Origin of the sequence: Paenibacillus sp. FSL L8-0436 (assembly GCF_038593025.1) — a bacterium.
GTDB lineage: Bacteria > Bacillota > Bacilli > Paenibacillales > Paenibacillaceae > Paenibacillus_AQ.
In genome coordinates this window covers 4,343,705-4,370,525 of record NZ_CP151955.1, presented here as the reverse complement: position 1 = coordinate 4,370,525, position 26,821 = coordinate 4,343,705, and the positions used below count along the sequence as shown (strand labels likewise).

General features: G+C 50.1%; 22 protein-coding genes. 17 read left to right on the top strand and 5 right to left on the bottom strand.

Annotated features, from left to right (window positions below; genetic code table 11):
• The first annotated feature begins 88 nt into the window (after nt 1-88).
• The 3 genes from NSS79_RS19820 (at nt 89) to NSS79_RS19810 (ending at nt 3,275) form a co-directional block, all read left to right on the top strand.
• The gene (locus NSS79_RS19820) at nt 89-763 is read left to right on the top strand and encodes a response regulator transcription factor (RefSeq protein WP_038593282.1); all 675 of its coding nucleotides are present in this window, start codon (nt 89-91) and stop codon (nt 761-763) included.
• Entirely contained in the window at nt 760-2,127 is a 1,368-nt protein-coding gene (locus NSS79_RS19815; protein ID WP_342435826.1) for a HAMP domain-containing sensor histidine kinase, read from the top strand. Before NSS79_RS19820 ends, NSS79_RS19815 begins: the two co-directional genes overlap by 4 nt.
• 221 nt (nt 2,128-2,348) lie before the next feature.
• On the top strand, nt 2,349-3,275 hold the full coding sequence (locus NSS79_RS19810) for a phosphotransferase (protein WP_342435825.1): 927 nt from the start codon (nt 2,349-2,351) through the stop codon (nt 3,273-3,275).
• Between the two features lie 122 nt (nt 3,276-3,397).
• Here NSS79_RS19810 and kduD read toward each other — a convergent pair whose 3' ends face one another.
• The 3 genes from kduD to kduI form a co-directional block, all read right to left on the bottom strand.
• A complete protein-coding gene (gene kduD, locus NSS79_RS19805) occupies nt 3,398-4,153 on the bottom strand; it encodes a 2-dehydro-3-deoxy-D-gluconate 5-dehydrogenase KduD (protein ID WP_342435824.1) in 756 nt (251 codons plus the stop codon).
• A gap of 69 nt (nt 4,154-4,222) precedes the next feature.
• Nucleotides 4,223-4,978, bottom strand: a complete 756-nt coding sequence (locus NSS79_RS19800; RefSeq protein WP_342435823.1) for a DeoR/GlpR family DNA-binding transcription regulator — start codon at nt 4,976-4,978, stop codon at nt 4,223-4,225.
• 34 nt (nt 4,979-5,012) lie between these two features.
• Nucleotides 5,013-5,846, bottom strand: coding sequence for a 5-dehydro-4-deoxy-D-glucuronate isomerase (gene kduI / locus NSS79_RS19795; protein WP_038593270.1), 834 nt, complete (start codon nt 5,844-5,846; stop codon nt 5,013-5,015).
• 271 nt (nt 5,847-6,117) lie between these two features.
• Here kduI and NSS79_RS19790 point away from each other — a divergent pair, with 271 nt between their 5' ends.
• The 4 genes from NSS79_RS19790 (at nt 6,118) to NSS79_RS19775 (ending at nt 9,346) form a co-directional block, all read left to right on the top strand.
• Entirely contained in the window at nt 6,118-7,785 is a 1,668-nt protein-coding gene (locus tag NSS79_RS19790) for a hypothetical protein (protein WP_342435822.1), read from the top strand.
• Nucleotides 7,786-8,061: 276 nt separating this feature from the next.
• Nucleotides 8,062-8,286, top strand: coding sequence for a hypothetical protein (locus tag NSS79_RS19785; protein WP_342435821.1), 225 nt, complete (start codon nt 8,062-8,064; stop codon nt 8,284-8,286).
• A gap of 177 nt (nt 8,287-8,463) precedes the next feature.
• Nucleotides 8,464-8,742 carry a hypothetical protein gene (locus NSS79_RS19780; RefSeq protein ID WP_081965866.1) on the top strand — a complete coding sequence of 93 codons (279 nt, stop codon included), beginning with the start codon at nt 8,464-8,466 and terminating at the stop codon, nt 8,740-8,742.
• A gap of 352 nt (nt 8,743-9,094) precedes the next feature.
• The gene (locus NSS79_RS19775; RefSeq protein WP_341093911.1) at nt 9,095-9,346 is read left to right on the top strand and encodes a YolD-like family protein; all 252 of its coding nucleotides are present in this window, start codon (nt 9,095-9,097) and stop codon (nt 9,344-9,346) included.
• Nucleotides 9,347-9,573: 227 nt separating this feature from the next.
• Here the strand turns inward: NSS79_RS19775 and NSS79_RS19770 are convergent, their stop codons facing one another.
• A complete protein-coding gene (locus NSS79_RS19770) occupies nt 9,574-9,786 on the bottom strand; it encodes a hypothetical protein (RefSeq protein WP_342435820.1) in 213 nt (70 codons plus the stop codon).
• 195 nt (nt 9,787-9,981) lie between these two features.
• Between NSS79_RS19770 and NSS79_RS19765 the strand changes: the two genes are divergently transcribed.
• The 8 genes from NSS79_RS19765 (at nt 9,982) to ybaK (ending at nt 24,075) form a co-directional block, all read left to right on the top strand.
• Nucleotides 9,982-12,258: a hypothetical protein gene (locus tag NSS79_RS19765; protein ID WP_342435819.1), complete on the top strand. Its 2,277-nt coding sequence runs from the start codon at nt 9,982-9,984 to the stop codon at nt 12,256-12,258.
• A 143-nt stretch (nt 12,259-12,401) separates the two neighbouring features.
• On the top strand, nt 12,402-15,407 hold the full coding sequence (locus NSS79_RS19760; protein ID WP_342435818.1) for a glycosyl hydrolase: 3,006 nt from the start codon (nt 12,402-12,404) through the stop codon (nt 15,405-15,407).
• 126 nt (nt 15,408-15,533) lie between these two features.
• Nucleotides 15,534-16,496 (top strand): ABC transporter permease subunit, encoded by a 963-nt coding sequence (locus NSS79_RS19755; RefSeq protein ID WP_342435817.1) that lies wholly within the window; start codon nt 15,534-15,536, stop codon nt 16,494-16,496.
• A gap of 76 nt (nt 16,497-16,572) precedes the next feature.
• Nucleotides 16,573-17,475 carry a carbohydrate ABC transporter permease gene (locus tag NSS79_RS19750; protein WP_342435816.1) on the top strand — a complete coding sequence of 301 codons (903 nt, stop codon included), beginning with the start codon at nt 16,573-16,575 and terminating at the stop codon, nt 17,473-17,475.
• A 108-nt stretch (nt 17,476-17,583) separates the two neighbouring features.
• Complete coding sequence (locus NSS79_RS19745) at nt 17,584-19,212, top strand: extracellular solute-binding protein (RefSeq protein ID WP_342440407.1); 1,629 nt, start codon at nt 17,584-17,586, stop codon at nt 19,210-19,212.
• A 138-nt stretch (nt 19,213-19,350) separates the two neighbouring features.
• Nucleotides 19,351-20,925, top strand: a complete 1,575-nt coding sequence (locus NSS79_RS19740; protein WP_342435815.1) for a response regulator — start codon at nt 19,351-19,353, stop codon at nt 20,923-20,925.
• Entirely contained in the window at nt 20,888-22,642 is a 1,755-nt protein-coding gene (locus NSS79_RS19735) for a sensor histidine kinase (RefSeq protein ID WP_342435814.1), read from the top strand. The genes NSS79_RS19740 and NSS79_RS19735 overlap by 38 nt, the downstream gene beginning before the upstream one ends.
• A gap of 959 nt (nt 22,643-23,601) precedes the next feature.
• A complete protein-coding gene (gene ybaK, locus NSS79_RS19730) occupies nt 23,602-24,075 on the top strand; it encodes a Cys-tRNA(Pro) deacylase (protein ID WP_342435813.1) in 474 nt (157 codons plus the stop codon).
• A 61-nt stretch (nt 24,076-24,136) separates the two neighbouring features.
• Here ybaK and NSS79_RS19725 read toward each other — a convergent pair whose 3' ends face one another.
• On the bottom strand, nt 24,137-24,883 hold the full coding sequence (locus NSS79_RS19725) for a YdcF family protein (protein WP_342440406.1): 747 nt from the start codon (nt 24,881-24,883) through the stop codon (nt 24,137-24,139).
• A gap of 82 nt (nt 24,884-24,965) precedes the next feature.
• On the opposite strand from NSS79_RS19725, the gene NSS79_RS19720 reads away from it, so the two are divergent.
• Both NSS79_RS19720 and NSS79_RS19715 read left to right on the top strand, forming a co-directional pair.
• Nucleotides 24,966-25,898 carry a sugar ABC transporter permease gene (locus tag NSS79_RS19720; protein WP_340897857.1) on the top strand — a complete coding sequence of 311 codons (933 nt, stop codon included), beginning with the start codon at nt 24,966-24,968 and terminating at the stop codon, nt 25,896-25,898.
• 1 nt (nt 25,899) lies between these two features.
• Complete coding sequence (locus tag NSS79_RS19715; protein WP_342435812.1) at nt 25,900-26,736, top strand: carbohydrate ABC transporter permease; 837 nt, start codon at nt 25,900-25,902, stop codon at nt 26,734-26,736.
• Nucleotides 26,737-26,821: the final 85 nt, after the last annotated feature.

Below are 26,821 nucleotides of genomic sequence, written 5' to 3'. Positions count from 1 at the left end.
TTTAACAGACGGTTCTTTTAGTTGAACGTTTATTTTGGGTTGATTCATAGTATAATGCTAGGATCTACAACAGGAAAAGAGGGAACGAATGCCTACTATACTGGTTGCTGACGACGATGCGAACATTCGCGAACTTGTTTGCTTGTTTCTGCGCAACGACGGTTTTGAAACAGTTGAAGCCGTGGACGGCAAAGAAGCACTGAACGTCTACGCCTCAACGCATGTTGATCTTGTCGTGCTCGATATAATGATGCCTATTATGGATGGATGGACGTTATGCAAGGAGCTCAGAAGAGCCAATCCTGACCTTCCTTTACTTATGTTGACTGCTAGAGGTGAAACCTGGGAGAAAGTGAAAGGGTTCGAACTTGGGACGGACGATTATTTGACGAAACCATTTGATCCGTTAGAGTTGACAGCTCGTGTCAGGGCATTGCTGAAACGATACCGGATTGGCTCTACGCAACCGATCCAGTTCGGCAACGTCATCCTTGACCGGCAAACCTATAAGGTGATGAGAGGGACGGAGTCGCTCACGTTGCCGCTCAAGGAATTCGAGCTGTTGTATAAGCTTGCAGGAACACCGGGGCAAGTGTATACACGTGAGCAGCTGATTGATCAAATTTGGGGGATCGATTACGCTGGAGATGACCGAACGGTCGACGTACATATTAAACGGCTGCGCGAACGGTTCGCGACTACACCACATTTTCGTATCGAGACGGTGCGCGGACTTGGCTACCGGCTTGAGGTTAACGAATGATCAGATCCTTATATACACGTATCGTCCTGACATTTCTAGTCTCCGTCATCGGGGGCACAGTCCTTGCCCTGTATGTGGCCGTTTGGGTATATAAAGATAAACTGAACGAAAACATGCAAATGCCTTTACTTCACTTTGGCCAGGATGTCGCCCGGCTTTACGAAACCCTTCCATTGTCTGAAGCGGACGAGTTCGTAAGTGGAATGTATCAGCTCAAATCTTATTATATTCGAATTTACGAAGAAACGGGTAAGTTCAAGTCTTATGGATCGCTTAACGGAGACAAACCTGTCACTGTGAGTATGGAACAACTGAAAAAAGTAATAGATGGAGAGATAGTTCAAGTAAATCCCAGTGGTTATGCTACTGTTCTCTTAGGATTGCCATTGAGAACTGAAACGGGTACGAAAGCGATGTTTTTAGAATCAATCGGCCCCCCTTCTGCCGCTTTCACCCGAAAGTGGATTTTGAATTTTATAACTTATTCGTTGATCGCAGGTAGCCTATTGATTCTGGTTGCTGCCAGGTTCCTAGTCAGTCCGATCAAAAAGCTGACCATAGCGACTAGGCGTATCGCTGATGGAGATTTCAGTGTGAAGCTGAATATTAAGCAAAAAGATGAGCTAGGTACTCTGGCTCGCAGCTTTGAAGAAATGACGCACGACCTGCAGCAGCTGGAGCAGCTGCGCAGGGAATTCGTATCGAATGTGTCGCACGAAATCCAGTCACCGCTCACCTCGATATCCGGTTATGCTATGGCGCTCAAACAAGAAAACATCGAGGTTCATAAGCGGATACGTTATCTCGACATTATCATCAATGAAGCGAATCGGATGTCCAAGATGAGCGCTAGCCTGCTAAAGCTGAGTTTGCTTGAATCGCAGTCACAGCAATTGACTCTGTCAACGCTCAGTCTGGATGAACAGATTAGGCGGGTCATTGTCGCGATTCAGCCGCAATGGTCGGCTCGCAACATCACCTTCGAGCTCGAATTGAAGGCAGTTATGCTAACGGGAGATCATGACCAGCTAAATCAGGTATGGACCAATATTCTCGGCAATAGCATTAAATTTTCCAAGGATGGCGGCGTTATTACCGTCAGCATTACACAGGATAACAAAAACGTGACAGTCACAATATCCGACACTGGCATTGGTATTTCCCCCGAGGACCAGAAGCGTATATTTGAGCGGTTTTTTATGGCTGATCGTTCCCACAGCCGTAAGTATGAGGGCAGCGGTATGGGGCTTGCCATCGTTAAACAGATCGTATCGCTTCATCAAGGTGACATCCGGTTAGAAAGCGAACCTGGCAGGGGAACAACATTCATTGTGACCTTGCCAATCGTAACGCCGGCAGTGTAATAAGATTCATACTGCATCAATTCCCGCGCTCCGGTAGCCTGTGCAAGCTTGCTTGCCTGTGCTGCCGGGGTGTTTTTTCGTACGTGCTTAGATTGATGATTCAGCTTGAAATTAACGCACAATTATTTATAAAGAAACTTTACCTGCCATAGAGGGAGTCTGCTTGTTATAATCTTGTTGAATGTTGAAGCAGCATTTAGAAAGTTGAGGTAAACAACACTATGGAAGAAAGAATATTGCAATTTCTAAATAATACATATCCTATTAATTTTTATGATGTTAAAGCCGTAACAAATGAAATGTACCGCTGCCAATCTCAAAAAGGTGTTTTTTTTGTTCGAATAACGAATTATAAGTCCTATCAAGAACAATTAGATGAAGTGAATTGGACGAATTATCTTTTTAACCAAGGTATAGGGGTTCCCCGGGTTATAGCCACTATTAATAATTCATTCATTGGGAAAATAATGTTAGAGGAAGAGAAGCGGGTCGTTGTATTTCAGGCTGCATCAGGAATTCATCTGCCACGTTCAAAATGGAACAAAACGGTATTTAAAGATCTTGGACAACAAATAGGCAGAATGCATCGAGTCAGTAAAGGATATATGAATTCTGAGACTACTGCACATATCAATCATTGGTATGCGTGTAAAGAATACGATTTTCTTAAATACATTCCTGCAGAAGAGAAAACCATACGGGAAATTGCACACGATGTAGTAAATAGAATTAAGGAACTGCCGCAGGAGTTTTCAAATTATGGCTTAATACACGGAGACCTGTGGCTGGAAAATATCCTTGTAGACAGTGACTCCAAGCTAACGATGATTGATTTTCAAGATTGCGAAAAACATTTTTATGTATACGATTTAGCCGTTCCTATCTATTCTGCACTGGAGTTCTCCTTCTCAGGGGGAGAGAACCTCAGAGATTATCAAAGATCCATTACCAGGGCGTTAGTAGATGGATATAAAGAGGAGAATGAGCTCTCTTCCGAGATGCTTACAAAACTACCGCTATTCATGAAATTAAAAGAATTGTTTGAATATAATTTAATGCATATGTATTGGAATGCTAAAGAGCTAAGCGAGGAACAAGTCCGAATCTTGAACTTATATAGAAGCCGGATGGAGTATAGCCATTCTTGAACTAACAGTGAATAGGGCAGAATGAAGTTATCAGATAACGATTGTCAAAAAAAGCAGCAGCCTGGGATTTTATTTTCTCGTCCCTGACTGCTGCTGTTTCTATTATTGGGTTAGTAAAATACTTATCTGGCCAGCCATCCGCCATCTACAGCCAGGATATGACCGTTCAGGTAGTCGGAAGCAGCGGAAGCCAGGAATACGGCAGGTCCCTTAACATCTTCTGCAGTTCCCCAGCGTCCGGCAGGAATGCGGTCCAGAATCGAGTCGGAACGGCTTTGATCCGCGCGGATTGGAGCTGTGTTTTCTGTAGCCATGTAGCCTGGTGCGATCGCGTTGATGTTCAGACCTGAACCGGCCCATTCGTTGGCGAATGCTTTGGTCAGACCGGCAACCGCATGTTTGCTTGCAGTATAACCCGGAACATTGATCCCGCCCTGGTAGGAAAGCATGGAGCAGATGTTGATAATTTTACCGGACCCTCTTTCCAGGAAGTGGCGGCCGGCAATTTGCGACAGCAGGAATACAGTATTCTGGTTCAGGTTGATGACATCGAACCAGTCTTTTTCGCTATGGTCTTTGGCCGGAGTACGGCGGATCATGCCTGCACAGTTGACCAGAATGTCAACGTGACCGGTCAATTCTAGCGCTTTGTCGAACATGCCCTGCAGGGTAGTGTGGTCACTCAGGTCAGCTTCGATGCCGATAGCTTTCACACCGAAAGCTTTGGCGGCTTCAACGGTTTCCGCACTTGTGTTCAGGGAGGCAGAAACAACGTCTGCGCCAGCTTCCGCAAAAGCAAGGGCAATACCTTGTCCAAGACCTTGGGCAGCGCCCGTTACGATGGCTGTTTTACCAGCCAGACTGAATAATGATGACATATTAATATTCTCTCCTTTGAGTGGGGATTATGGAATTTGTACTTAAGTTTATTAAAAAAGTGCAATTTATTATCCGCATTCAATATTGACGCCCGCACTGCGGAACTGTTCCACCGTTTCGGGTGCAAGGCCGCTGTCCGTAAGCAGCACATCCACTTCCTGCAGTGAAGCGAAGGTGCGCAAAGCGGTATGCCCGAATTTATGATGATCGCAGGCGGCGAATACTTTGCGGGCCGTGGAGACCAAGGCCTGTTTGAAATCTATTAAATCACCGGTGTAAATAGACAGCCCATGCTCGATATGCACGGCTGTAGCCGACAGAAATGCTTTTTGTATATTTAGCTTTTGCACGTATGAGACAGCTTCGGGACCTGCGAGCATGTTGCGGACGCGGTAGCCTCCGGGAACGACCAGACGTATGTTGTCTTTGGGAACCAGTTCGCTGATGATGTACACATCGTTGGTGACGACCGTCAGAGGCATATTGTCCAGCCGCCGGGCAATTTCAAGCGTGGTGCTCCCGCCGTCCAGCGCAATGATGTCATCCTCTTCGATATGGGCAAGCGCACGCAGCGCAATCTCCGTTTTCTCGACGGAATATTTATCCAGCGGGTTCTTGGAAGGCAGAATGCCGAACTGATCACTTTGGGCCAGTACAGCACCGCCGTGCACACGCACGATCAATCCCTGTTCCTCCAGCTTGCTTAAGTCCTCGCGGATTGTTTTTCCCGTCACCTGGAGCTTGTCGCTCAATTCGTTTACCGTTACGTCCTTCTGGTTCAGCATAACTTCCATAATCATCTCGTGTCGCCGTATCGGGTTCATCCGCCTGCCTCATCTTTCCGTAGTTGATTTCTTTCTATTGTAATTCTTTCATACCTACGGGGTCCATATCATCATAACGTTTGTTGTCACCGGCCATGCTCCAGATGAAGGTATAGTTATGCGTGCCTACACCGCTGTGGATTGACCAGCTTGGGGAAATGACGGCCTGTTCATTGTGCATCACGATATGGCGGGTTTCGGTAGGTTCACCCATCAGGTGGAACACGATAGAGTCGTCCGGAAGATCGAAATAGAAGTAGGCTTCCATCCGGCGCGGATGAGTATGCGAAGGCATTGTATTCCACATGCTGCCCGGTTTGAGCTGTGTCATACCCATGACCAGTTGTGCGCTTTGTACGCCATTGGTATGAATGAAGCGGTGAATCGTACGCTCGTTGGAGTTCTCCAGACCCCCCATTGCTCCGGATTCGGATTCGGCGAGTGTAGTTTTGGTTGTAGGATAGGACTGGTGAGCCGGAGCGGAGTTCAGGTAGAATTTCGCCGGTTTGGCGCTGTCTGCGCTTTTGAACACCACATCTTTGGAACCTTGCCCGACATACAGGCATTCTTTGAAATCTATTTCATATTCTGTTCCGTCTACAACAACTGAACCTTTGCCGCCGACATTGATGATACCCAGTTCACGGCGTTCCAGAAAGTAAGTGACTCCCAGTTCCTTCAGATCTGTGGTAAGCACAACATCTTCGGTTACAGGATTGGCACCGCCGACGATCATGCGGTCTTCATGGGTAAGCACAAGCTTCAGTTCATTCGGAGCAAAAATAACGGGAATGTGGAACTCTTTGCGCAGGCGCTCAGTATCAAACTGCTTAACTTCGTTGGGATGTGAGGCGAAACGTCTTTCCATTGGATATTCAATCTCCTTCAAAAACGTATTTTCGTTCGTATAGGTACAATTTAATCCATTTACGTTCATTTGGCAAGTGATAATCTTTTTTAGTGCGTTTATTTTAGTTTATTTACCGCTTTTAGAGATTGCCATATGAACCGAAAGCGTGCACAATAGACTAAATACAAGGTCCAGGGAGAGTGAAGGGGATGTTGTTGAAGTCGTGATTCCTGAGAGTGAAGCAGAGAGCGATAAATAGAAACTTAAAATATGGAGGGTGAAACCGGTAATGGTGAATGTCAATCATAGTCAGAGTCCTTATAAAATTCGTCAGGATGAAATTATATATAATGTAGCGCGGGAAGCGGAGAGCCGTCCGCTGCTGGAGAGCGGTCTTTGGTTCCACGATGATGTACGCAATAATTTTTATTATGCCTCTTACCTGTTCGCAGCTGCCGCAGACCCGTCTCGCGGGCTGCCCTTTGACCGTGTAGTGGCGAAGCAGAAGGCGGAAGCCGTGCTGCTGGAAACCGTTCTGCTGCAGAACAGACAGCCCGGGACTGCGCTATACGGACACTGGCCGCTTGGCCTGAACCCGCTGCCGCGGGAGGCCTCGCCGCATGAGCTTCCGGTGGAAATAATGGGCAGCCTGATGGCTTGGTTCTGCAAGCATTATTCCAGCGAGTTCAGTGCAGGACTCCGAATTGCTTTTCATACGGCCATCGGCCATATCTACCGCAGCGGATTTTACCGCAAACCGGTGGTGACATTTGGGCATCATGAAGCTAAATATACCGCAGCAAAGCTGATCTTCGGCAAGCTGTTTGATGATGAGGAATTACGCGAGGACGGACTGCTTAGCCTGCAGAATACACTGGTCTATATCCGCGGGAATGGCATGCCGGAGTATGGCAGCCTGCCGTGGTTCTGGCATTGGGTGCAGGCATTTACCTGTGCCTGGGAGCTGGAAGAGGACCCTAAGATCAAAGACATGCTGGCAGAAATGCTGGATTATCTGTGGAAGGAACGGGGGCATTTCTACCTTCAGGGCGCCTGGGTAGGCGCACATTCCCGGGGCTGGCCGCATGATGTTCCGGCGGACGGCAATGTGCTGCATGATTATGTGCAGTTTGGAGACTTCAAATTGCCTGCGGAGATGCCGCGAACCGAATATGCCGGATTACTATTCTATGAAGCACCGGAGCAGGTACGGTCCGCTGCTTTGGACCGTAGCGTGCCTGTTGAAGTCAAGAAGCTGACCCGGAAGGTTATGCCAAGTGACCCGGATCCTCAGCCGCTGCTGCATTCATACGCTTATATCACGGAGTATTATGCGGCTGGAGGTATGTGGGAGCGGGTAGAGGAATTTGACAACGAACAGCTGCGGTGGGCCTTCTCACTGCCAATTGGCGTACAGGAAGGGAGCAACCGGCTGTATTTCTTCCATCCCGGTCAAGGCTATCGGGAAGGCGATCCCCGCCATCAGAGTCCGCATATGGAGGTGCTGTTTCACAAGAGTACGGTCCTTTCCTTGTATCCCGTTCCGGAAGGAGATAAAGACTCCATCGTAGGGTGTTTGCCCAAAGGGGAGTGGATCAAGTCGCAGCAGGCGCTGTTCGGGAAGGCAGGCAAAGTCTACTTTGCTGTCTACTTGTCCCAGCGCTTCGAGTTGAAAGAACGGCAGGACTATCTGGAGGTTACGGCTACAGGAATGCCGGGAGGAGTTGTAGTGGAGGCTGTTCCGGTGAAAGAGGCAGCAGAGCTGGGATTTGGCGACTTGCCTGCTTTTGCAACGGCTATGACGAATAAAGCGCCGGAGTTCAGCACCGGAGATGACCTGTCGGTCCAATATCAGACTTTAAGCGGCGATCAGCTACAGCTCACCCTTGGGGTGGGGGCGGGCCCTCAAGCCGGTCTGGGCGGCAGCCGGATTTCACTGGAAGACTATGTTGTTTAATAAGATTCTATCCTAAATACGGGTTAAATGAACGGGCAACCTTGCGGTTGTCCGTTTGCGTGTACGCTGCACCATAAACTGAAGAAGAGTTTTGTGATTTGCATAAATAACCAAATGGTTTAAAGTTTTCACAGGAGGGGATGAAATGGAAAGACTTATGATGTAAACCCAGTAAGAACTACTCACAGATCCACTAAGAAAAAGACGAGTATGGTGCTCGGATTGATAATCATTCTGATCCTACTGGCAGTCTCAAATCCGACTAGAGCTGATTTTGTGGATTATGCAATGAATCGGCCAGATGAGATATTTAAAGTTGGGGAGTCAGGAGCAATTACGAACCTGATCGCAAAATCATTGCTAGATTCACTGACGGTAAGAGAAAATTTTATCTTGTTCTCCGTCTACAGCGTTCCTGATGTAAAAGACAATACTCATTTTATTGGCGACATCCAAGAAAAAAAGAAATATCTGGGTTTTTTTAAAAATTATATTTATTGAACTTTAGGCTTCACTTCTTCCTGCGGATCAGAAAATAGCTCATTTCCGGATTGCATGCTAAAAGAAAAGTTGCTTCAGTGAGTTAATCGGTTTATTATCTGGATATGGAAAAATAAGGGGTGAATCAATGAAATTACTAGACGGACTCTAGCTTCCCTGAAGGAGGTTAGAGCTGATTTGAGTAGAAGCATTAAGAAAACACCCGTAAGTAAAGACCAGGCAAGTCGTTGGATAAAACGACAGGCAAGTAAGGCCGTACGAAGATACTCTCAAGACATTCCATTCGGAAAATTTTATCGAAAAATTTATTGTTCTTGGGATATTAGTGATTGGCGATTTTACACACCTTATAAGCAAGCTGTTAACGAATGGGAAACCACTCATAGAACTTGGCGCAGACAGGTGAGTTTTCAAGAAATGACATTAAATTGGGCTAAGAGCTATAAAAGAAAATAACAAAAGGAGTTGTTGGCAGGGAAGCGCCAGCGACTCCTTTTCTTAGAGCGCGAACTGGAGCTGATGAATTGCGCCGATCAGCTTCCCAGGTCGATTCTGTGATTCGTGACGCAAATCACGATTACCTTGTTCAGACCTGCAGGAAATGTTAAGCTACGTAGAGTAGTTGTTAGAATAGCTCCTTATGCAAAACAGCTGAAGTTCAGTTGGAGGAACATAATCACTACGCTCTTTTCACCGCTTAAGAGTAATTGCTATAATTAACTCGATAACATCCATGAGCGAGTAAAAATGACATTTATTTTATATGGAATAACACATGGAAACAGTCTTAAATTAACGGAGGAATAGTGTGGCAAAAGCGAAGGTGGCCAAACGGCCGACAAGAGATGAATTTGTGCTGGAAGAAATCGGCAATCAACTGACGGAAGCGATGCAAGAGGCCTCTGAAGTGCTATTGACGGTTTGGGGCAAGGAAGATCAGGTCCGGGGGCAGATTGTCGGCATGGACCCGCGTACGGGCAAGGTGCATCTCAGCTGTAAGGAAGAGCTGGTCAAGGTGCCTTTTATGGATATAATGGCAATGGATTATCCAAGAGATTAAAGCATGCGAAGATAGATTTCCAGAACTGGCACTCCGGCTACAGCCGGAAGAGCAGGAAAGCCGTGCTTAAGCCGTCTTGGCAACAGAGAACAGAGCATTCGGGGAGAGCCCCGGTGCTCTTTTTTTCGGATATATAGAATCTGCCTACAAAAAAGAGCATCCCAAAGGATGCTCGATAAACTATTTCACAGGATACCTGCTACTGCACTAGCTTCAGCATAATCCGGTTACAGCACACTGCGCAAAAGCCGAATGGCGATGGCATTTAAACGCAATGCTTCTCTGATAGCTACCCTCGCTGCCAAAAGTTCCCGTCTGGCCCGGCTGGGATTAGGCACTCTGCGTAAATTCTCATTAATTTCTTCCAGCTGTTCGCGCAGAATGGCTCTTTGCGCACGCAGTGCAGCAATGGCCCTGCGAATTTTTGCACGTTCCGTCATAGTTAACACCTCTTTCCGGTTGGATAGTATAAGAGATGCAATGACTATCATTTCTGTTTGTGTGAATGGGTAGTTTTATAACTTTTTGATGAAAATATCTTCCTTGCCCAGCGGCACAATTCGTTGTTCGCAGGGATGCCCGTAACTGAAGCCCGGGTGTAAGCTTGAAGAGATGTAGAGGAGGTATTAAGCATTATGAATAATATCGAAAATACTGCGCATGTCTGGACTCCGGCTTCACTGGGTGGAGGCGGGTATATCACGGGGCTTATTCAGCACCCGGCTATAAGCGGGATTGTGTATGCCCGCTGCGATGTGGCGGGTGTCTTCCACAGCTCCGATGGCGGGGAGACTTGGGAAACGCTGAATGGCGGGCTGACGAAGGCGTATCACCATCAGGTGCAGAGCTTTGCGATCAGTCCGTATCACCCGGAGGTGCTGTTTCGCTGCTCCGGGGAGGTCAGGAGCCGGAAGTTCTACGGATCGGTCCATAAATCTGCTGATGGCGGGCACAGCTGGCGGGAAGTCTGCACGGGTATGGGATTCTATGGAAATGGTCCCACCAGGATGTACGGTGAGGTGATCGCGGCAGACCCTCATCACCCGGACATAATCGCCGCCGGAGGGTATACCGGCGGCTTCTGGATCAGCCGGGATGAAGGCGAGACCTGGAGACGCACGGGGCTTCCAGAGGAACGGTTTGGCTGCGTTGCGTTTCACCCGTCTGTTCCCGGTGTCTTGTATGCCGGAACAATAAGCGATGACGATTTGAACATGGATTATGTTGAAATTGGCGAAGGCGGCGTATTGGGGCTGCTTCAGGATCAGCCCCGGGGCAGGTCAGGCAAGCTGTATGTCAGCTCTGATCTGGGAGAATCCTGGGAGCTGCTGCAGGAAGGGCCCAGCTTTGCCGAGCTGTCATTCGACAACCTTGATGACCAGCATCTGCTGGCGGCTACGATCTGGGGCGGAATCCGGAGCAGCACCGATGGCGGCAGGACTTGGGCTTCCACGGAAGAAGGTCTGCTGCCCGGCAGACAGAGATACGGGACTGTTGTGCAGGACTGCCATCGGACGGAAAGATGGTACACGGCCCCGGATCTGCGGCCGCATATGAAGGAGTGTCCGCCGATACCACTGTATGTTTCCTGTGACGGGGGTGGACATTGGCAACTGCTCCATCCTCATTCCGATGAAGACCTCAGCGGCTTTCCGGCGTATATGGATCATTTCAGCGGAGGATCCCGGGCAGCGGCAACAGGCTGGGCGATCTCCAAAATCATCGTTGACCGCTTCAGCAAGGGCCGCCTCTATCTATGCAACTGGTATGGAGTTGCAATTAGCGAGGATGGGGGGAAGAGCTGGCGGGCGAATCATTTCCGGGGGCTGGAAACGACCTGCATGGAAGCGGTGATCGCTGACACTGTGCAGCCGGGGAAGTTCTGCGTCACGATGGCAGACCATCCGCCCAAGATCACGGAGGATGGCGGGCAGACCTTCCGCAATTTACCGAGTCTGGATGGCTACTCAGGCAGTACTGCTGCCGTCATGTCCGGAACAGACTCCAAGCATTATCTGTACGGTCTTGTCGGGCATGGGCGAACAGCCTGCATTGCACGGAGCCGTGACGGAGGCGACAGCGCGGCAGCCGTACTTTCCCTTGGTCCGGGTCTGTTCGTCCAGGCATTGCGGGAAGATAGGGGCAACCCAGGGACTTTCTATGCTTTTGTGGACGGTGAGATGGCCTTAGGAGCTGGAATCTACCGCTCCAGAGATGGTGGAGAATCCTGGGGACGGACGTCCTTCCGTCCTCCGGCGCATCTAGCAACTTTGCCGCATCAGAAGAAGTGGATTGAAGCCGAGCTGCTGCCGGTAGTTGTCTATCAGGTCAAAAATGCCTGTGGAGCCAATCAACTGCTGGACACGGATTACCATCAGGCTGGACATCTTATGCTCGGGGAATGGACGGAGGGAATCTGGAGCTCGGAGGATAGCGGGGACACTTGGCAATTCATCGGTGCGGGACTTCCTTTCCAGTACAGCAGCCCGTCCTCAGTATTAAATGCAGTGGCGTTTTCACCCGCTCATGCAGGCACCCTGTATGCGGGATTTATCTCGGAAGGGTTATGGCGCAGCGAAGATAACGGGCAAAGCTGGAGCAAGCTGTTCCCGGCCGGGGAGGGAGAAAGGTTCAATGTGTCGGCGCTTGCTGTGGGTAAGGGGAACTCCGGCAAGGACCTGCTGATTCTGGCGTGTGAGCCGATGGTTCGTACCGGAACGGAGGCCCGGGTCGTCTGCAGCCGGGATGGAGGTTTGTCCTGGGAGGAGTGGGAGAATTTATCTCTTGGCGCCCCCCGCTGGAAGGGAATTGCTGTCGATTGCGCAGGCGGACAGGTGCTCGCCGTCTCCTGCGGCAACGGAGCTTTTCGTACATCGGCAGTTACGGACAGGGATAAACAGCAGCGTAGGTGACCTTTTCAAATTAGTCGTTGCTAAAACAAACTTTTCGTTGCAAATGATTCTTGTTCAGTTAAATGGTAACGCTTACATTGAAGGGGCCGGACGATGCCAATATCGAATATAAACCGGCTTTTTCAAATGGAGGCCTGAACAAAGTGGTTGCACAAACGGGCAAAAAATGGTTCCATGGTTGGCTGGCCGTCGCTCTGTTTATTGCATCAATCGCTGTGTTTCCTGCTCCATCGCGTGCGGCAGGAGAGAATCTGCTCGGTAATCCGGGTTTTGAGTCAGGTGATGTCGGGTGGGAGAAGTGGGGTAGCCCTGTAGTGACTGCCAGTGAAAAGCATGGAGGGGATAAAAGTCTTCAGGTGAAACGGAATACCGGGGGAGCCTCGGCGTCTGTGGCGGTGCAGCAAGGCAAAACCTATCGTGTCGGTTTATGGGTCAAATTCGCCGGAACAGGAGTGACCCATGCTGTAATTGATATGGATTCATTCGGCACGCAGCAGGGCAAACAAAGTCTTCAGTTCTCGGGTTCGACGAGCTGGGAATACCGTCAGCTGCTGTATACCCCCGCTCCCGGGGATCAGCATGTCCGTCTATCGTTCTGGAACAGCACCAGCAAGGATTACTATATTGACGATGCAGTCATTCGTGAAAATGTGGATATCGAACGGCCGTCAACGCCCGGTGTCTGGCAGGCTGAGCATGAGCCGGAAGCGTTGAAGCTGACTTGGGCGGGATCGACGGATGATATGGGCGTAGCATCCTACCAGCTGTCGTACAAAAAAACAGACGCGCCGGACTGGAACACAGTGACCGTACCCCATCAGGAGACAGTCACAATGCACACCTATACGCTAAGTCAGCTGGATCCATTTTCAGTGTACGCTATTATGCTGCGCTCCAAGGATGCGGCAGGCAACACTTCAGATGCGGTGATGGGACTGGAAGCAACTCCGGGGACGAACCTTGTCTCTAATAGCGGTTTTGAGAGCGGAAGTACAGAACCTTGGGAAACCACGGGGACCGTGCAGACGGTAACTTATGACACGTACTCAGGAGGGTATGCGCTAAAGCTCCTGAACCAATCAGGAATTAAGACCGCTGAGATGGCCGCCGAAGGCGATGCCTCTTATCTGGTTTCGTACTGGAGCAGATCTACAGCTGAGGCGGCAGTCCCGCCTGCTACGGTAAGTCTTGCCGTCTATCAGGACAACGACATAATTACGCACCCGCTGCCAGCGGAGGCGTCTTTAGGCTGGAAACGGCAGGAGCAGCAGGTACTCACCGGCGCAGCAGCCCAGTCCATGCGCTTTGCAGTGAGTAACACTACTGGTGCGGAGCTGTTCCTTGATCAGGTTGTTATCGGCAAACTTCCGCAGCTTCCGCTGGAGCTTGCACCCGGGGCACCCGCGGGATTCTCAGTGACCGGTAAGGATGGTGTATCCGCCAATCTGGAATGGGAAGCTTCTTCGGGTCCTTTTGGCGTAAAGTCTTACAAGATTTCGTATAAAAAAGCAGCCGATACCGAGTGGCAAAATGTAATGGTGCCGTATGTTCCCGGTCAAGCACTGTATGCATACAAACTGGAGGGCTTGTCGCCGGAAGGTTTGTATGACATCGAGGTGAAGGCGGTCAGCGAAGGCACTGCAGTGTCAGCTGCGAGTGCGCTCCAGGTGACCACAGAAAAGATGTATCCGGTGAATCCGAATGCTTCGGAAGAGGCGGTGGAGCTGCTGGACCGGCTGTATGCCACGGTGGGCAATGCCGTTTATACAGGGCAGCATAATTATTACGAACAACCCAGCCTGTGGTATGACACGGCAGCAGAGCTGACCGGTTATTACCCGGCATTGTGGGGTTCGGATTTCGCCTATTACACCGGCGGGGACTTCAGCGCATTGCGCCAGGCGATGATCGACGAGGCCATTGTGAAAAGCGAATCGGGAGCTATGGTGACGCTGACCTATCATGAGCCTAGGCCGATGGATACGCCGACGGCTGGCTGGGAAAGTGTCACGGGCGATGTTACGGTTGCCCAGATGACGGATATCGTAACTCCCGGTACAGCCTTGTATGACCAGTGGGCGGCACAAATGGACGAAGTAGCCTGTTATCTGCAGCAGCTAAGGGATGAAGGGATCCCGGTGCTGTGGCGGCCTTATCACGAGATGAACGCTGAATTCTTCTGGTGGGGGGCGCGTCCTGAGCTGTTCCGGCAGCTGTGGCACAATATGTACGACCGTTTCACCAATCTGCATGGGCTGGACAATTTAATCTGGGTGTGGAGCCCGAATGCGGAAAGCTCCTGGGCCTATGATTCCGCCCCTTATTATCCCGGACATGATGAGGTGGATGTGCTGGCGATGGATATTTACAACAACGATTACCGTGATACGTATTACAACAAGCTGGTGCAGCTGAGCGGCGGCAGACCCATTGCGATCGGGGAGAACGGGGAGCTGCCGGATATGGAGATGCTTCAGGAGAAACAGCCGCAGTACGTATATTTCATGACCTGGTCCGGATATTTGACCGATAAAAATTCACTCAGCGGCATTCAATCACTTTACAGCCATCCCCGCGCATTAAACAACGGTGAAACCGGTAACGGTCCGTTTGTTCCTCCGCCGGTGGACAGCTATGTGATTGATGATTTCGAGGAGTACGGCGGTTCGAACAGCAGTCTGCGTGCGAAATGGCAGCGCAACGTCTCAGGCAACGCAGCGACGGTAACACTCGACACCTACCATACGAACAGCGGCACCTACAGCCTGAAGCTGGATTATACGATCGGGAATCCCGGTTACGCGGGGGTCTACCGCAGCATGGGCAAGGAATGGCCGGGGATGGAAGCGATATCCTTCTGGCTGTTGCCGGATGGCTCGAACCGTCAGCTGGCTGTCCAGTTCCATGAGACGAACGGTGAAGTCTGGGAAGCCAGCTTCAAGATCCAGGGTACTGCACCGGTGCTGGTCACTCTTCCATTTACCGGTTTTGCCAAACCGGGGTGGGCCACCAGCGGCAACGGTGTGATTGATCTGGGCTCTATCAAGGAATTTGCTTTCTATGTGGCCCAGGGCAGCGGAACCCAAGGCAGTGGTACGTTGTACATTGACAACGTGAAGGCCATCAAGCTGCCGGAGGAAGAGGAATAGATGATCGGGCCGCATACAAGCTGCTGATTGTCATCATTGCCAGACCACATTTTTCGTTGACCACGGTACTGGTACGTCCTTCCTGTGCGACATAAGATTAAGGTGTAAAGCAAAGACACAGGAAGGATGACAAATGTGGAAATCGAACCAAGGGCCTTACCTTACAAGAAAGGGAATGCTGTTTCTTCCTGGTCCAGATGGGTCAGGCAGTGGGATCTTCAGCTGATGGTTGTACCGGCAATGATCTTTATCTTCGTATTCAGCTATCTGCCGATGTATGGGGTGCTGATGGCCTTTCAGGATTATCAGCTGTTCGGCGGTTTTTTTCAAAGTCCTTGGGTCGGGTTGAAGCACTTTGAAGCCTTCTTCAATTCGCCCGACTTCTGGACGGTGATGCGCAACACGATTGTCATCAGCCTGCTGAAGCTATGCTTCGGATTCCCGGCACCCATCCTGCTGGCGCTGATGCTGAATGAGGTGCGGAGGATGGCGTTCAAGCGGATCATTCAGACTGTCAGCTATTTGCCGCATTTTCTCTCTTGGGTCATAGTCGGCGGGTTCGTAGGCTCGATGCTTTCGACGGATAATGGAAGCGTAAACATGCTGCTGATGAGCCTGGATCTTACCTCAGAGCCGATCAGCTTTCTGTCAGTGCCGGAATACTTCTGGGGCATACTCGTTGGAACGGGGGTGTGGAAAGAAATCGGTTTTGCGGCGATTGTCTATCTGGCAGCCATTGCCGGCATTGACCCGCATTTGTATGAATCCGCTTCCATTGACGGGGCGGGCCGCTTTAAGCAGATTGGGCTGATCACGCTGCCCTGCATCCGGCCGGTTATTATCATCTTTATGATTCTGGCAGTGGGCAACATTCTGAATGCCGGTTTTGAGGACATTCTGATTCTGGCTACCAATCCGATCCTGCGGGACGTCTCGGATGTCATCGACACCTATGTCTACCGCATGGGGATTCTGAACAGCCGTTTCTCTTATGCGGCGGCAGCAGGCTTGTTCAAAGCGGTTGTCAGCGTCAGCTTGCTGGCTATCGCCAACAAAGCGGCCAGAAAAATGGGCTCAAGCCTATGGTAAGCAAAGGGACGGCGAATGGGCTTTTGGAAACTTGGTCTAGTGTCGGTACAGTCTATCGGAAAGCGGGGAACAGGTTATGATGAAGCTGTCGCGGGGAGATAAAGTGCTGCAAGTGATCATCTATTTCCTGCTGATCCTGCTGGGTTTCGTCACCCTGTATCCCTTCTGGAATTCACTGGTGATCTCCTTCAATACGGGCGCGGATACGGCGTTTGGCGGCATTACGTTCTGGCCCCGCAGCCCGACGCTCGACAATTATGAAGTGGTATTCCATGACAGCCGGATCAGTCAGGCGTTCCTGGTCTCCGTTCTGCGGACAATAGTCGGGACGATTCTGTCGGTGCTGTTCACAGCCATTCTGGCTTACGGGTTATCCAGGCAGGAGCTGATGGGCCGGAAATTTTTCATGGTGTTCTGCGTCATTACAATGTATTTCAGCGGCGGACTGATTCCAACTTACTTGCTGCTGCGCGAGTTTGGTATGATGGACACCTTCTGGGTGCTGGTGATTCCCGGATTAATCAGCGTATATAACATGATTATTTTCCGGACGTTTTTTCTGGGGCTGCCCGCAGGTCTGGCCGAGTCGGCACGGATTGACGGCTGCAATCACATCGGTGTGCTGACCTGGATTATTTTACCGATTTCCGGACCTGTTGTGGCGACCTTGTCACTGTTTACGGCGGTATGGCACTGGAATGACTGGTTCTCCGCCAGTATTTATATCAATAATCCGAATCTCATTCCGATCCAGACCCTGCTGAAGCAAATTTTGAATTCCAATATCGTGACGGATCAGCTGCAGTCCATCGGTGCCAATGCGGCGGCTCAGGACCGGCTGGCGCTGATGAAATCGGTCACATCCAAATCACTGATTATGGCCACAACCATGGTGGCAACCTTGCCGATTATTATGGTCTATCCGTTCCTGCAGAAATATTTTGTCAAAGGTGTGCTGATCGGTTCATTAAAGGAATAGGCGGCTTCATATGAAGTGAATGGTTTGCTTATGATTCAGAGTTTGCGTGCGTATAGTAAGCATTAGAGAGGGGTTACTCATTTGAAGCGTAACAAGAGCTTGCCGGTAATGATGGCTGTGTTGTGTTCGGTGCTGCTGATGTCGGGTTGTGGCGGAGGGAACAATGCAACTGTTCAAAGCACCGCTGAACCGACAAAAGAACCTGTAGCTGCGGAAACTGCCAAAGCTACTGATACAACGCCTGCCGCAGCGGTAGGAAGCATCGTAAAGCCGGTCACTTTCAGTTATTACAGCAATTACGATTGGGACACTACAGAGCCGTGGGGCAAGGATTCCACAACCGCCTGGATTAGAGATACCCTTAAGGTAAATATGACACCCATCCAGTCCAGCGGTGCCGCAGAAACCAAGTTCAGCACGATGATTGCCTCGGGCAGTCTGCCGGATGTTATTATGATGGACCGTGGTGCCAATGTGGAGCGTTTACGGCAGGCAGGAATGCTTGTGGCGCTGGATGAATACCTTGATCAATATCCGAATCTGAAAAATAATGCCGGTGAAGCGACGCTGGGCATGCTCCGCTCCGACGACGGCAAGCTATACCAGTTCCCGAACTGGTATACCTCAAGTCCTAATGGCAATGGCGGGTGGATTATTAACCGGAAGATTTATAAAGAGCTGGGTTCCCCGAAGCTGGAAACCTATGATGACCTGTATGCCTACCTGAAGCAGGTCAAGGAGAAATACAGTGATGTGATCCCGCTGGAGATTGGGGCTAAGGGCCGGGGCATTGATACGATGTATGGCGGCTTTGCCGAGAATAAGCCTTATCTGTCCAAAGCGAATCCGGTGGGAAATGCGCTGGAGTCAATTTTTGAGGATCCGATATTCACCGAGAACATGCTGTACGCCAGCAAGCTGTTCCGTGAGAAGCTGATCACCCAGGATGCATTCACACAAACGGGCAATCAAGTGACAGAGAAGCTTGTGACGGGCCGGGTTGCTGTATTCGTGGAAGGTGATGTGGTCAATCCGGGCCGGGATGCGAATAACGCGCTGCGGACCCTTGATCCGGAGTCCGGGTACGACATCATCTGGCCGATTCATAAGGCAGGGCTTGACGCGAAGAAGATCACTCCGAACAATTACAGCTCGCTCGGCTGGAATGTGCTTGTGATTACGAAGAAAGCGAAGGACCCGGAAGCGATCTTCTCCTATTTGGACTGGGCAACGGGTGAAGAGGGACAGCGTATCCTGAATTTTGGACGCCAGGGCCTGTACTGGGATGAATCGGATGCTGATGGGGTGCCGATTCAGAATGAGGCCGGGCTGAACACCCCACAGGCTGATAAAGACAAGGAAAGAATCGGCCGTTTCAATTGGGTGGGCAACACCACATTCATCGATCAGACCAAGGCTTTGATGGATGCGCAGCTGCCGGAAGAGAAACAAAATTGGACGACATTGGCCCAGAAAAAAGTCACATGGAATACTTCGAAGAACTTTACGGAGTTTGCGAATCTGGACCCGCTGCCGGATTCCGAAGAGGGAACGATTGCGACGGCTGTCAACGATATCTATCAGGAGGTTTTTGCTAAAGCGCTGTATGCCAAAAGCGATGACGAAGTGCGCTCCCTCTTAAGCAAAGCCAATGAGGACGCTAAACGTGCCGGCTACGGTAAGCTGCTTAAATTCCAGACGGAAAGATGGCAAAACAACCTCAGCAAGATGAAATAAATAACGCTAGAGTCTGATGTACCTGTGGGGTATACTGTAACCAAGTATACCCTTTTTGCTAAAAAATGTAAGGTTAGATAAGGAACTGCGGGCAGAGTATGTTAAGCTCATCTATACAGATTTGAAGGATGGGATGATATGTACAAGGTGCTGCTGGTTGACGATGAACTGCTGGATTTGGAAGGATTGCAGCGCTTCATGAACTGGGAGAGCCTGGGCATGGACGTTTGCGCAGCCGCAAGCAGCGGCTTTGAAGCACTGGAGGTGCTGAGGTCACAAACCGTGGATATTATCGTCACTGATATCAGAATGCCGATCATGTCGGGGATGGAGCTGGCCCGCAGAGCACTTGCCCTGGAGCTTAACCCAAAGCCGAAGATCATTTTTGTTAGCGGCTATGAGGATTTTCAGTATGCCAAGCAGGCGATTTCGATGAGTGCTTCCGGCTATGTCCTGAAGCCTGTAGATGATGCAGATATGCGCAGGACGCTTGAAGAGGTGCGGGGCATTCTGGACCGGGAACAGGCGCAATCCCATTTGCAGCGCTGCTTCTCAGATTCGGAGCCCCTGTTGAAGCGGGAGCTGTTCATGCAGCTGCTGGATGACGGCATGCCGGATGCAGACAAGATGCTGCCCTTACTGCAGCAGGTTGGGATTACCTGGCATCGGACCGTGCTGTACACCGCGCTGCTTGAACCGGATGATTTATCCTGGAAACTAAACGGCTTTGGGGAAGAAGCCAAGGCGGAGATGGAGAAAAGGCTGGAGACAGCGGTCGAGCAATTTTGTGCTCAGGAACGGATTCAGTTCTGCCGGCTGGACCGGTTCCGGTATGCCCTCATCGTGGAAGAACGGGTGGACAGCAGCCGGCTGCAGGGACTGATTGCTATGGCGGTCAGCGGGACACCACTTACAGTGACTATTGGGGTTGGTCCGCCTGTGACAAGTCTTACCGAGCTGCATCTCTCCTTCCGGCGGGCCAAAGAGGCGCTGGGACTGAAGCTGTTTCTGGGCAAGGGCAAGCTGATTCTCCATACCGATGCCAAAGGTCCGATCTCGGCCACGGCGAAGGATCTGGATGATATTCTGCAGTCTTTATTTCTGGCGGTATCTTCTTACCGTCTGGTCGCTGTCGACGATTGCAATGAGGAACTGTTCGTATGGGTCGGCAAAATGGAAACCAAGCTGGAAATCTACCAGCTGTTTCTGCACATTGTCTCCAAACTGGATGCTTTTTTGCATACAATTAACGAGGACTTTTATATTCTGCTGGGGCTGGACAGAAAACATCTCAGCATTTTATATCAATTTGAGACAACCCAGGATATGAAATCCTGGCTCCGCCGCCGGATGTTCGAGCTCTCTGAACGGCTTCAGCGGAAACGGCAGGGCAAGAAATACAAGCTTATCGAAGAAATTAAAGCCTACATTGAGGTGGAGCTGGAAAATAACGTCATGCTGCGGGATGCAGCGATCCACTTCTCGTTCTCTCCCAATCACCTGGGTCAAATCTTCTACGATGAGACAGGCATTTATTTCTCCGATTATGTCTCCATAAGGCGGCTGGAACGCGTCAAGCTGCTGCTCGGTGATCCGAAGCTGAAGGTCTATGAAGCTGCACACCAGGTCGGTTATAAGAATCTGTCCCATTTCAGCAAGCAGTTCAAGGATTATTATGGCGTCAGTCCGGGCGATTACCGGAGGCATCTATAACATGCGCCGTATGCTGAATGTGCCTTTTGGATATAAGCTGATTGTACCTTATGTACTCTGTCTGCTGTTTGCCGTCCTTACCGTCGGCATGTTCGCCTATGCGCATTCCGTGAACTCCCTTAGAGAGAAGACACGGGAAAATATACAAGGCACGCTGCAGCAGATACGGGACAATATTCGTTACCGCACGGATGATGTTGAACGGATTTCCAAAATGCTGTATTACAATTACAGTCTGCAGAGCGCTCTGCGCCGCTACGAGCAGGGATGGGACAGCTATGAGACGATGACGAAGACACTGATGCCAGCGCTTGAAAATCTTCTGAATTACACAGCCAGCAATATCGGCTTGTCCCTTTACCTCCAGAACGATACCCTTCCGGAATTATACTACACAGATATTGATCAGAATCCGCTGCTTTCGATTAAACGTTATGAGATTTATCATCTGAAACGGATACAGGAGACAGACTGGTACCGTGGATTGGAGTTCTCCGGTAGCATGGCGGATCAAAGACTCTGGCGCCAGATTCTGCGCGATGAGCGCTATGGCAATATCTCGCTGCTGCAGCGGCTGGACGATGTCCAACGGGGGCAGAACATCGGGCTGGTTCGCGTGACCGTCCAACTAAGCGACCTGCTGGACTCGGTGGATTACCACAAGATTGGAGAGCACACGACTCTTGAGGTGCTGGACGGCAGCGGAAACGTGGTGCTGGAATCAGCCCCGGAAGCGGAGGGATTGAAGGGTTCACGGACCGGAAACCGGCTGCTGCTGAGTGAACCGCTGGACAGCCTGGGCTGGGAGCTGCGGGCCTACATTCCGAACAGCCTGTTCGACGAAAGTGCGAATAACGTGCGGAGGCTGACATTGATCGTCTGCCTGATCAGCGCCTTTGTGCTGGCTTTCCTGGGTATTGGTGTTTCCAGTTATTTTTCGCGGCGAATCCAAAAAATTGTAGGTTCACTGAATGCTTTTCGCGATGGCGACTTCCAGAAAAGAATCCATTATAAAGGCAACGATGAACTGGCACAGATTGCTGCAGCATTTAACCGGATGGGCAGCAATATCGAAGAGCTGATCCACAAAAATTATGTTGCCGGTCTCCAGAAAAAAGAAGCGGAGCTGGAATCGCTCCAGGCGCAGATCAATCCCCATTTTCTATATAATACCCTGTCCTCGATCAACCGTCTGGCACAATTCGGAGATATTCAGAAGCTGCATATTCTCGTTCAGGAATTGGCGAAATTCTACCGGCTCTCCTTGAACCGCGGGGACATTCTCACTACGGTCGGCAAGGAAATTGAACATGCCAAAGCCTATATTGCCATTCAGTGCATCAAATACGGCAACCGGCTGTCCGTCTATTACGATATTGATCCTGCGGCGCTGGATTATATGACCGTCAAGCTGATTTTGCAGCCGATGCTTGAGAATGCGCTAGAGCATGCCTGGTTCGGAAGTACGATCGGAATCCGGCTTGTCGTGGAGAAGCGGGAAACGGACATTGTATTCAAAATTATTGATAATGGTGTGGGCATGAACGCAGACACCATAGAGCAGATTCTGGCACCGGAAGGACCCCGGATCGGCTACGGCATCCGCAATGTCGATTCCCGGATTAAGCTGCATGGAGGGAAAGGGTATGGCGTAGCCATCGCCAGCCGATCTGGAATCGGCACCTGTATACAGATCACCATTCCCTGCCGGATGTAGCCTCCTGATGGCTTCATCCGCTATGAAGGAGTTCGGTTCCGGCGGCAGGGGTTATCACGATTCGTGCCATTCTGGCGGAATGACGAGCAAGTGAACCAGTACAGTCCATAGGGATAGAAGCGTATTACTGCTGATCGAATCAATGCGGTAGAATGAGCATTGATGCTGCTGATCCAGTCGATGTGGTGGAATGAGCGTGGTTGCCTTGATCCAGCTGGAGTGGTGGAATGAGCGTGGTTGCCTTGATCCAACCGATGTAGTGGAAAGAGTGTAGAAGCCGCTGGCCCAGCCCTTTGTAGCTGGACAGCGGTTTTTTGTTATACGGAGGCGGTTAGGAGGAAGTTATGCGATGAGCGGTTGTATAACATCAAACTACTGACTTATAATACATTTATGCATTGAGTTATGATGTCTATGGTTTGTATATCTGTACAATAGAAAGCTTTCGAAGTGCCCGTAGTGGCCTTCAGGCACAGACTTTATCGCTTCAAAACATACTGCTCGGGTATCGCTACCGATCTTTTTTAACGGGAAAAGTTACCGCTAGGTAAAACCGAACAATCTGAATTGAGTGACTAGCGGGAATTTTGCCTGCTAATAATTCTTATAACAACGGAATTAAAATATTCATCAATATTAGCGGTACGGATTCCCGCTACATTGTTCAGAAGAAGGATATATACATAATTAGCGGGAGGTATTCCCGCTACAAATGTTTAAGCAGTTTTGATTGGGTGGTGGATGATTTTTACAGGTTGGACCTTATCTGGTTTGGTGTTTTTGACAATTGGTGTTGTTAATGTTCGAAGTCATTGATGAAGTTGATGAAGTTGATGAAGTTGATGAAGTTAATAGGTTGATGAAGTTGATGAAGTAAATGTACATGATATAATAAATAGAAGCAATTACGCTGCAAAAACTCGGTAGCTATGACGGGCTGCCGGAAAGGTTGATGAAGGATGCAAATAACCAAAACGAATGCCATGCGGATGCTGGATGCCAAGGGAATTGGCTATGAAATACATACCTATGATAATGAGGACGGGGCCATCCACGGAACTGCGGTAGCGGAGAAGATTGGCAGACCGCCGGAAACCGTCTTTAAGACGCTGGTCTCGCATAGCGGAGCAAACCTGTATGTGTTTGTCATTCCGGTTGCCGAAGAGCTCGATCTGAAAAAAGCCGCGAGATCTGCGGGTGAGAAGAAGATTGAAATGCTCCCGCTGAAGGATCTGCTGAAATGGACCGGTTATGTCCGGGGCGGCTGTTCGCCGGTCGGGATGAAAAAGCTGTATCCGACCTATATCGAGCAAAGTGCGGAGGAACTGGAGAGCATAGCGGTTAGTGGCGGCAAGATCGGCATGCAGATTGAGCTTGCACCGGATGAACTCGCAGGAATGGTCAATGCGAAGTATGGCGATTTGATTAAATAGAATGAAGCAGAAAAAGCAGCGGCCCGGGGAAGCTTGGGCCGCTGCTTTTTTGTGTCTGCTCTTAAAAATGCGCTGCCAGTATCCCCAAGTATTCCTTCAGCGCGATTCCGGTGTTCTCCGCTGAGCCGGGGGAAGGGGAGAACTTGCCGAGATAGAAGGAAGATTCCCGGCTGGCAATGTAATCAGTGGGAAAGGCCAGCGGAGACAGCCCGGCATGTTCAAACTCCAGCATGGCACGTGCCATATGAAAGCCTGAGGTTACAAGCACGGGACGGCTAAAGCCGTGAGCCTTCATCAGCGCAGCCGTATTTACAGCATTTTGCTCTGTGTTCAGCGACTGGTTCTCCGCCAGTACATCAGCCTCGGGAATTCCTAACCCGATTAACTGGCGTTTGGCGATGTCAGCTTCATTCCCGCTATCGGCATAGACCTGTCCGCCGGAGAATAGAATCGGCAGACCGGTCTCGCGGTACAGCCGCGCTGCGGACAGCAGCCGGTTCGCCGCCGGTCCCAGCAGGTTGCCTTCACCGTCAAGATCCCGGTTACCAGAGGAAGCGCCGCCGCCCAGCACCACAATAACATCGCCGTCAACGGTGTTTGGCTGGTCATATTTCCGCTCCAGACTGCCGATTAACGGATCGGCAACCAGGCTGGTCATGGACAGATAGAGCAGCAGCGTGATGCCCAGCAGCACCAGGGCGGGGCGGCGGTTTTTTCGCCATAACCACACGGCTACCGCGGCGAACAACAGTACAAACAGACCCGGCGGCAGAATGAAGCTGTAGACGAATTTAATAATATAGATCAGCAGGATCAACCTCCGTTCCCTTTATATGTATACTCTATAGCCGTATTGTACCACGTAAGCTCTCCTTATAGATGCTTAAGCCATGGCTACAGCAATAGAGAGAGCAGACAAGCCGCTGGCGGCAGCCGTTCCGAAGAAAAAGAAGAAGTGGCAGTCCTACGCGTTCATGTTTATTTTGCCATCATTTTTGATTTATACATTGTTCGTTATTGTTCCTACTGTAGGAAGTATATATTTAAGCTTCACCTCATGGGATGGCATCAGCGAAGATGTGAGGTACATCGGGTTCGCTAACTTTGTGGAAATCTGGAATAGCCCCCGCGTTCACAACGCGCTGAAGAATACTTTGCTTATGACGGTCAGCCTGGTAGTGCTGGAGAATATCGCCGCTATTGCCTTGGCTATTCTTGTAGATAAAGTGCGCTGGTTCCGCAATCTGTTCAGAAGTATTTTTTATTTCCCTACTCTGCTCAGCGGGATTGTAATGGGGTTTGTCTGGGCCATGATTTTGAACTACAACTTTGGTGTGTTTAATCAGATTCTGGATAGTGTCGGGCTGGGAAGCTGGATGGTAGACTGGCTCGGGAACCCGAAGTATGCGATGATTTCGATCATTTTGTCCACGGTGTGGAAAGGTGCGGGGTATTACATGATCATCTATCTGGCGGGGCTGCAAGGCATTCCTGCTGAGCTGAATGAAGCGGCGAGCATTGACGGTGCAAACGGCTGGCAGCAATTCCGCCACATTACCTTCCCGCTGTTAGCCGGATCGATGACCGTATGTATGGTGCTTTCCATGATCAGTGCGCTGAAGATTTTTGACCAGATTGCAGTAATGACCGATGGAGGCCCCGGCTTTGATACCGAGACATTGACCTATATTATTTATAAAGTCGGCTTTGGCGAACTAAGGCAGGGCTTTGGTACGGCGCTGGCAATGGTGCTGTTCCTGATCATAATGATTATTACGGTCATCCAGGTTAAATTCCTCCGGAAACGTGAGGTGCAGATGTAATATGACGATTCATACGAAAAAAAGACTCTGGGAGATTTCCCTGTTTATTGTAACGCTGCTGCTGGCGATCATTTTCTTTTTCCCGATCTTCTTTAACCTGATGTCCGCCTTTAAAAGCAACGCCGAAATTATGAGGGACGCCATCGCGTTCCCTAAGGGATTATATCTGGACAGCTTTAAATACCTGCTCACAGAAACCGAATTTCCCCGGGCGATCCTGAACAGTCTGATTCTAACACTGGTTTCGATTGTAGCTCAGGTCTTGATCATTCCTATGGCAGGTTACGCCATCGAACGCAGAAATGTCCGCTGGACCAAATTTATGTTCCTGTATTTCCTGGCCGGGATGATGATTCCGTTTCAGGCTTACATGATCCCTTTGTTCAAAGAGCTGAGAATGTTCGGGTTGTATGGAAGTCTTGCAGGTCCGATTCTGGTCTATGTTGCCGGGGCTGTCGGCTTTGGCTGCCTGCTCTACACCAGCTTTGTCAAAGGCATTCCGCAGGAAATTGAGGAAGCGGCAGAGATTGACGGCTGCTCCCGTTACGGAATCTTCTGGGAAATTGTCTTCCCGCTTATGGGGCCGGTTACGGCAAGCATGGTTGTGCTTAACGGTCTGGGGATCTGGAATGACTTCCTGCTGCCGATGCTCGTGCTTCCTTCAGGCGAAGCCAAAACGATGGTCGTGGAAATCTACCGCTATATCGGTGAATTTTCCTCCCGCTGGGATATGATTTTTGCCGGAACAGCGATGTCCGTTGTGCCTGTGCTGATTGTCTTTGTATCGCTGCAAAAGTATTTTGTTAAAGGCATCGCCGCAGGCGCTACCAAAGGTTAAGCATAAATATATTGTTGAGGCTGCCCCTAGATCACAGGGGACGGCCTTGCTGCATTTTTATTTACGCTGCCGGGTTTAACGTTTC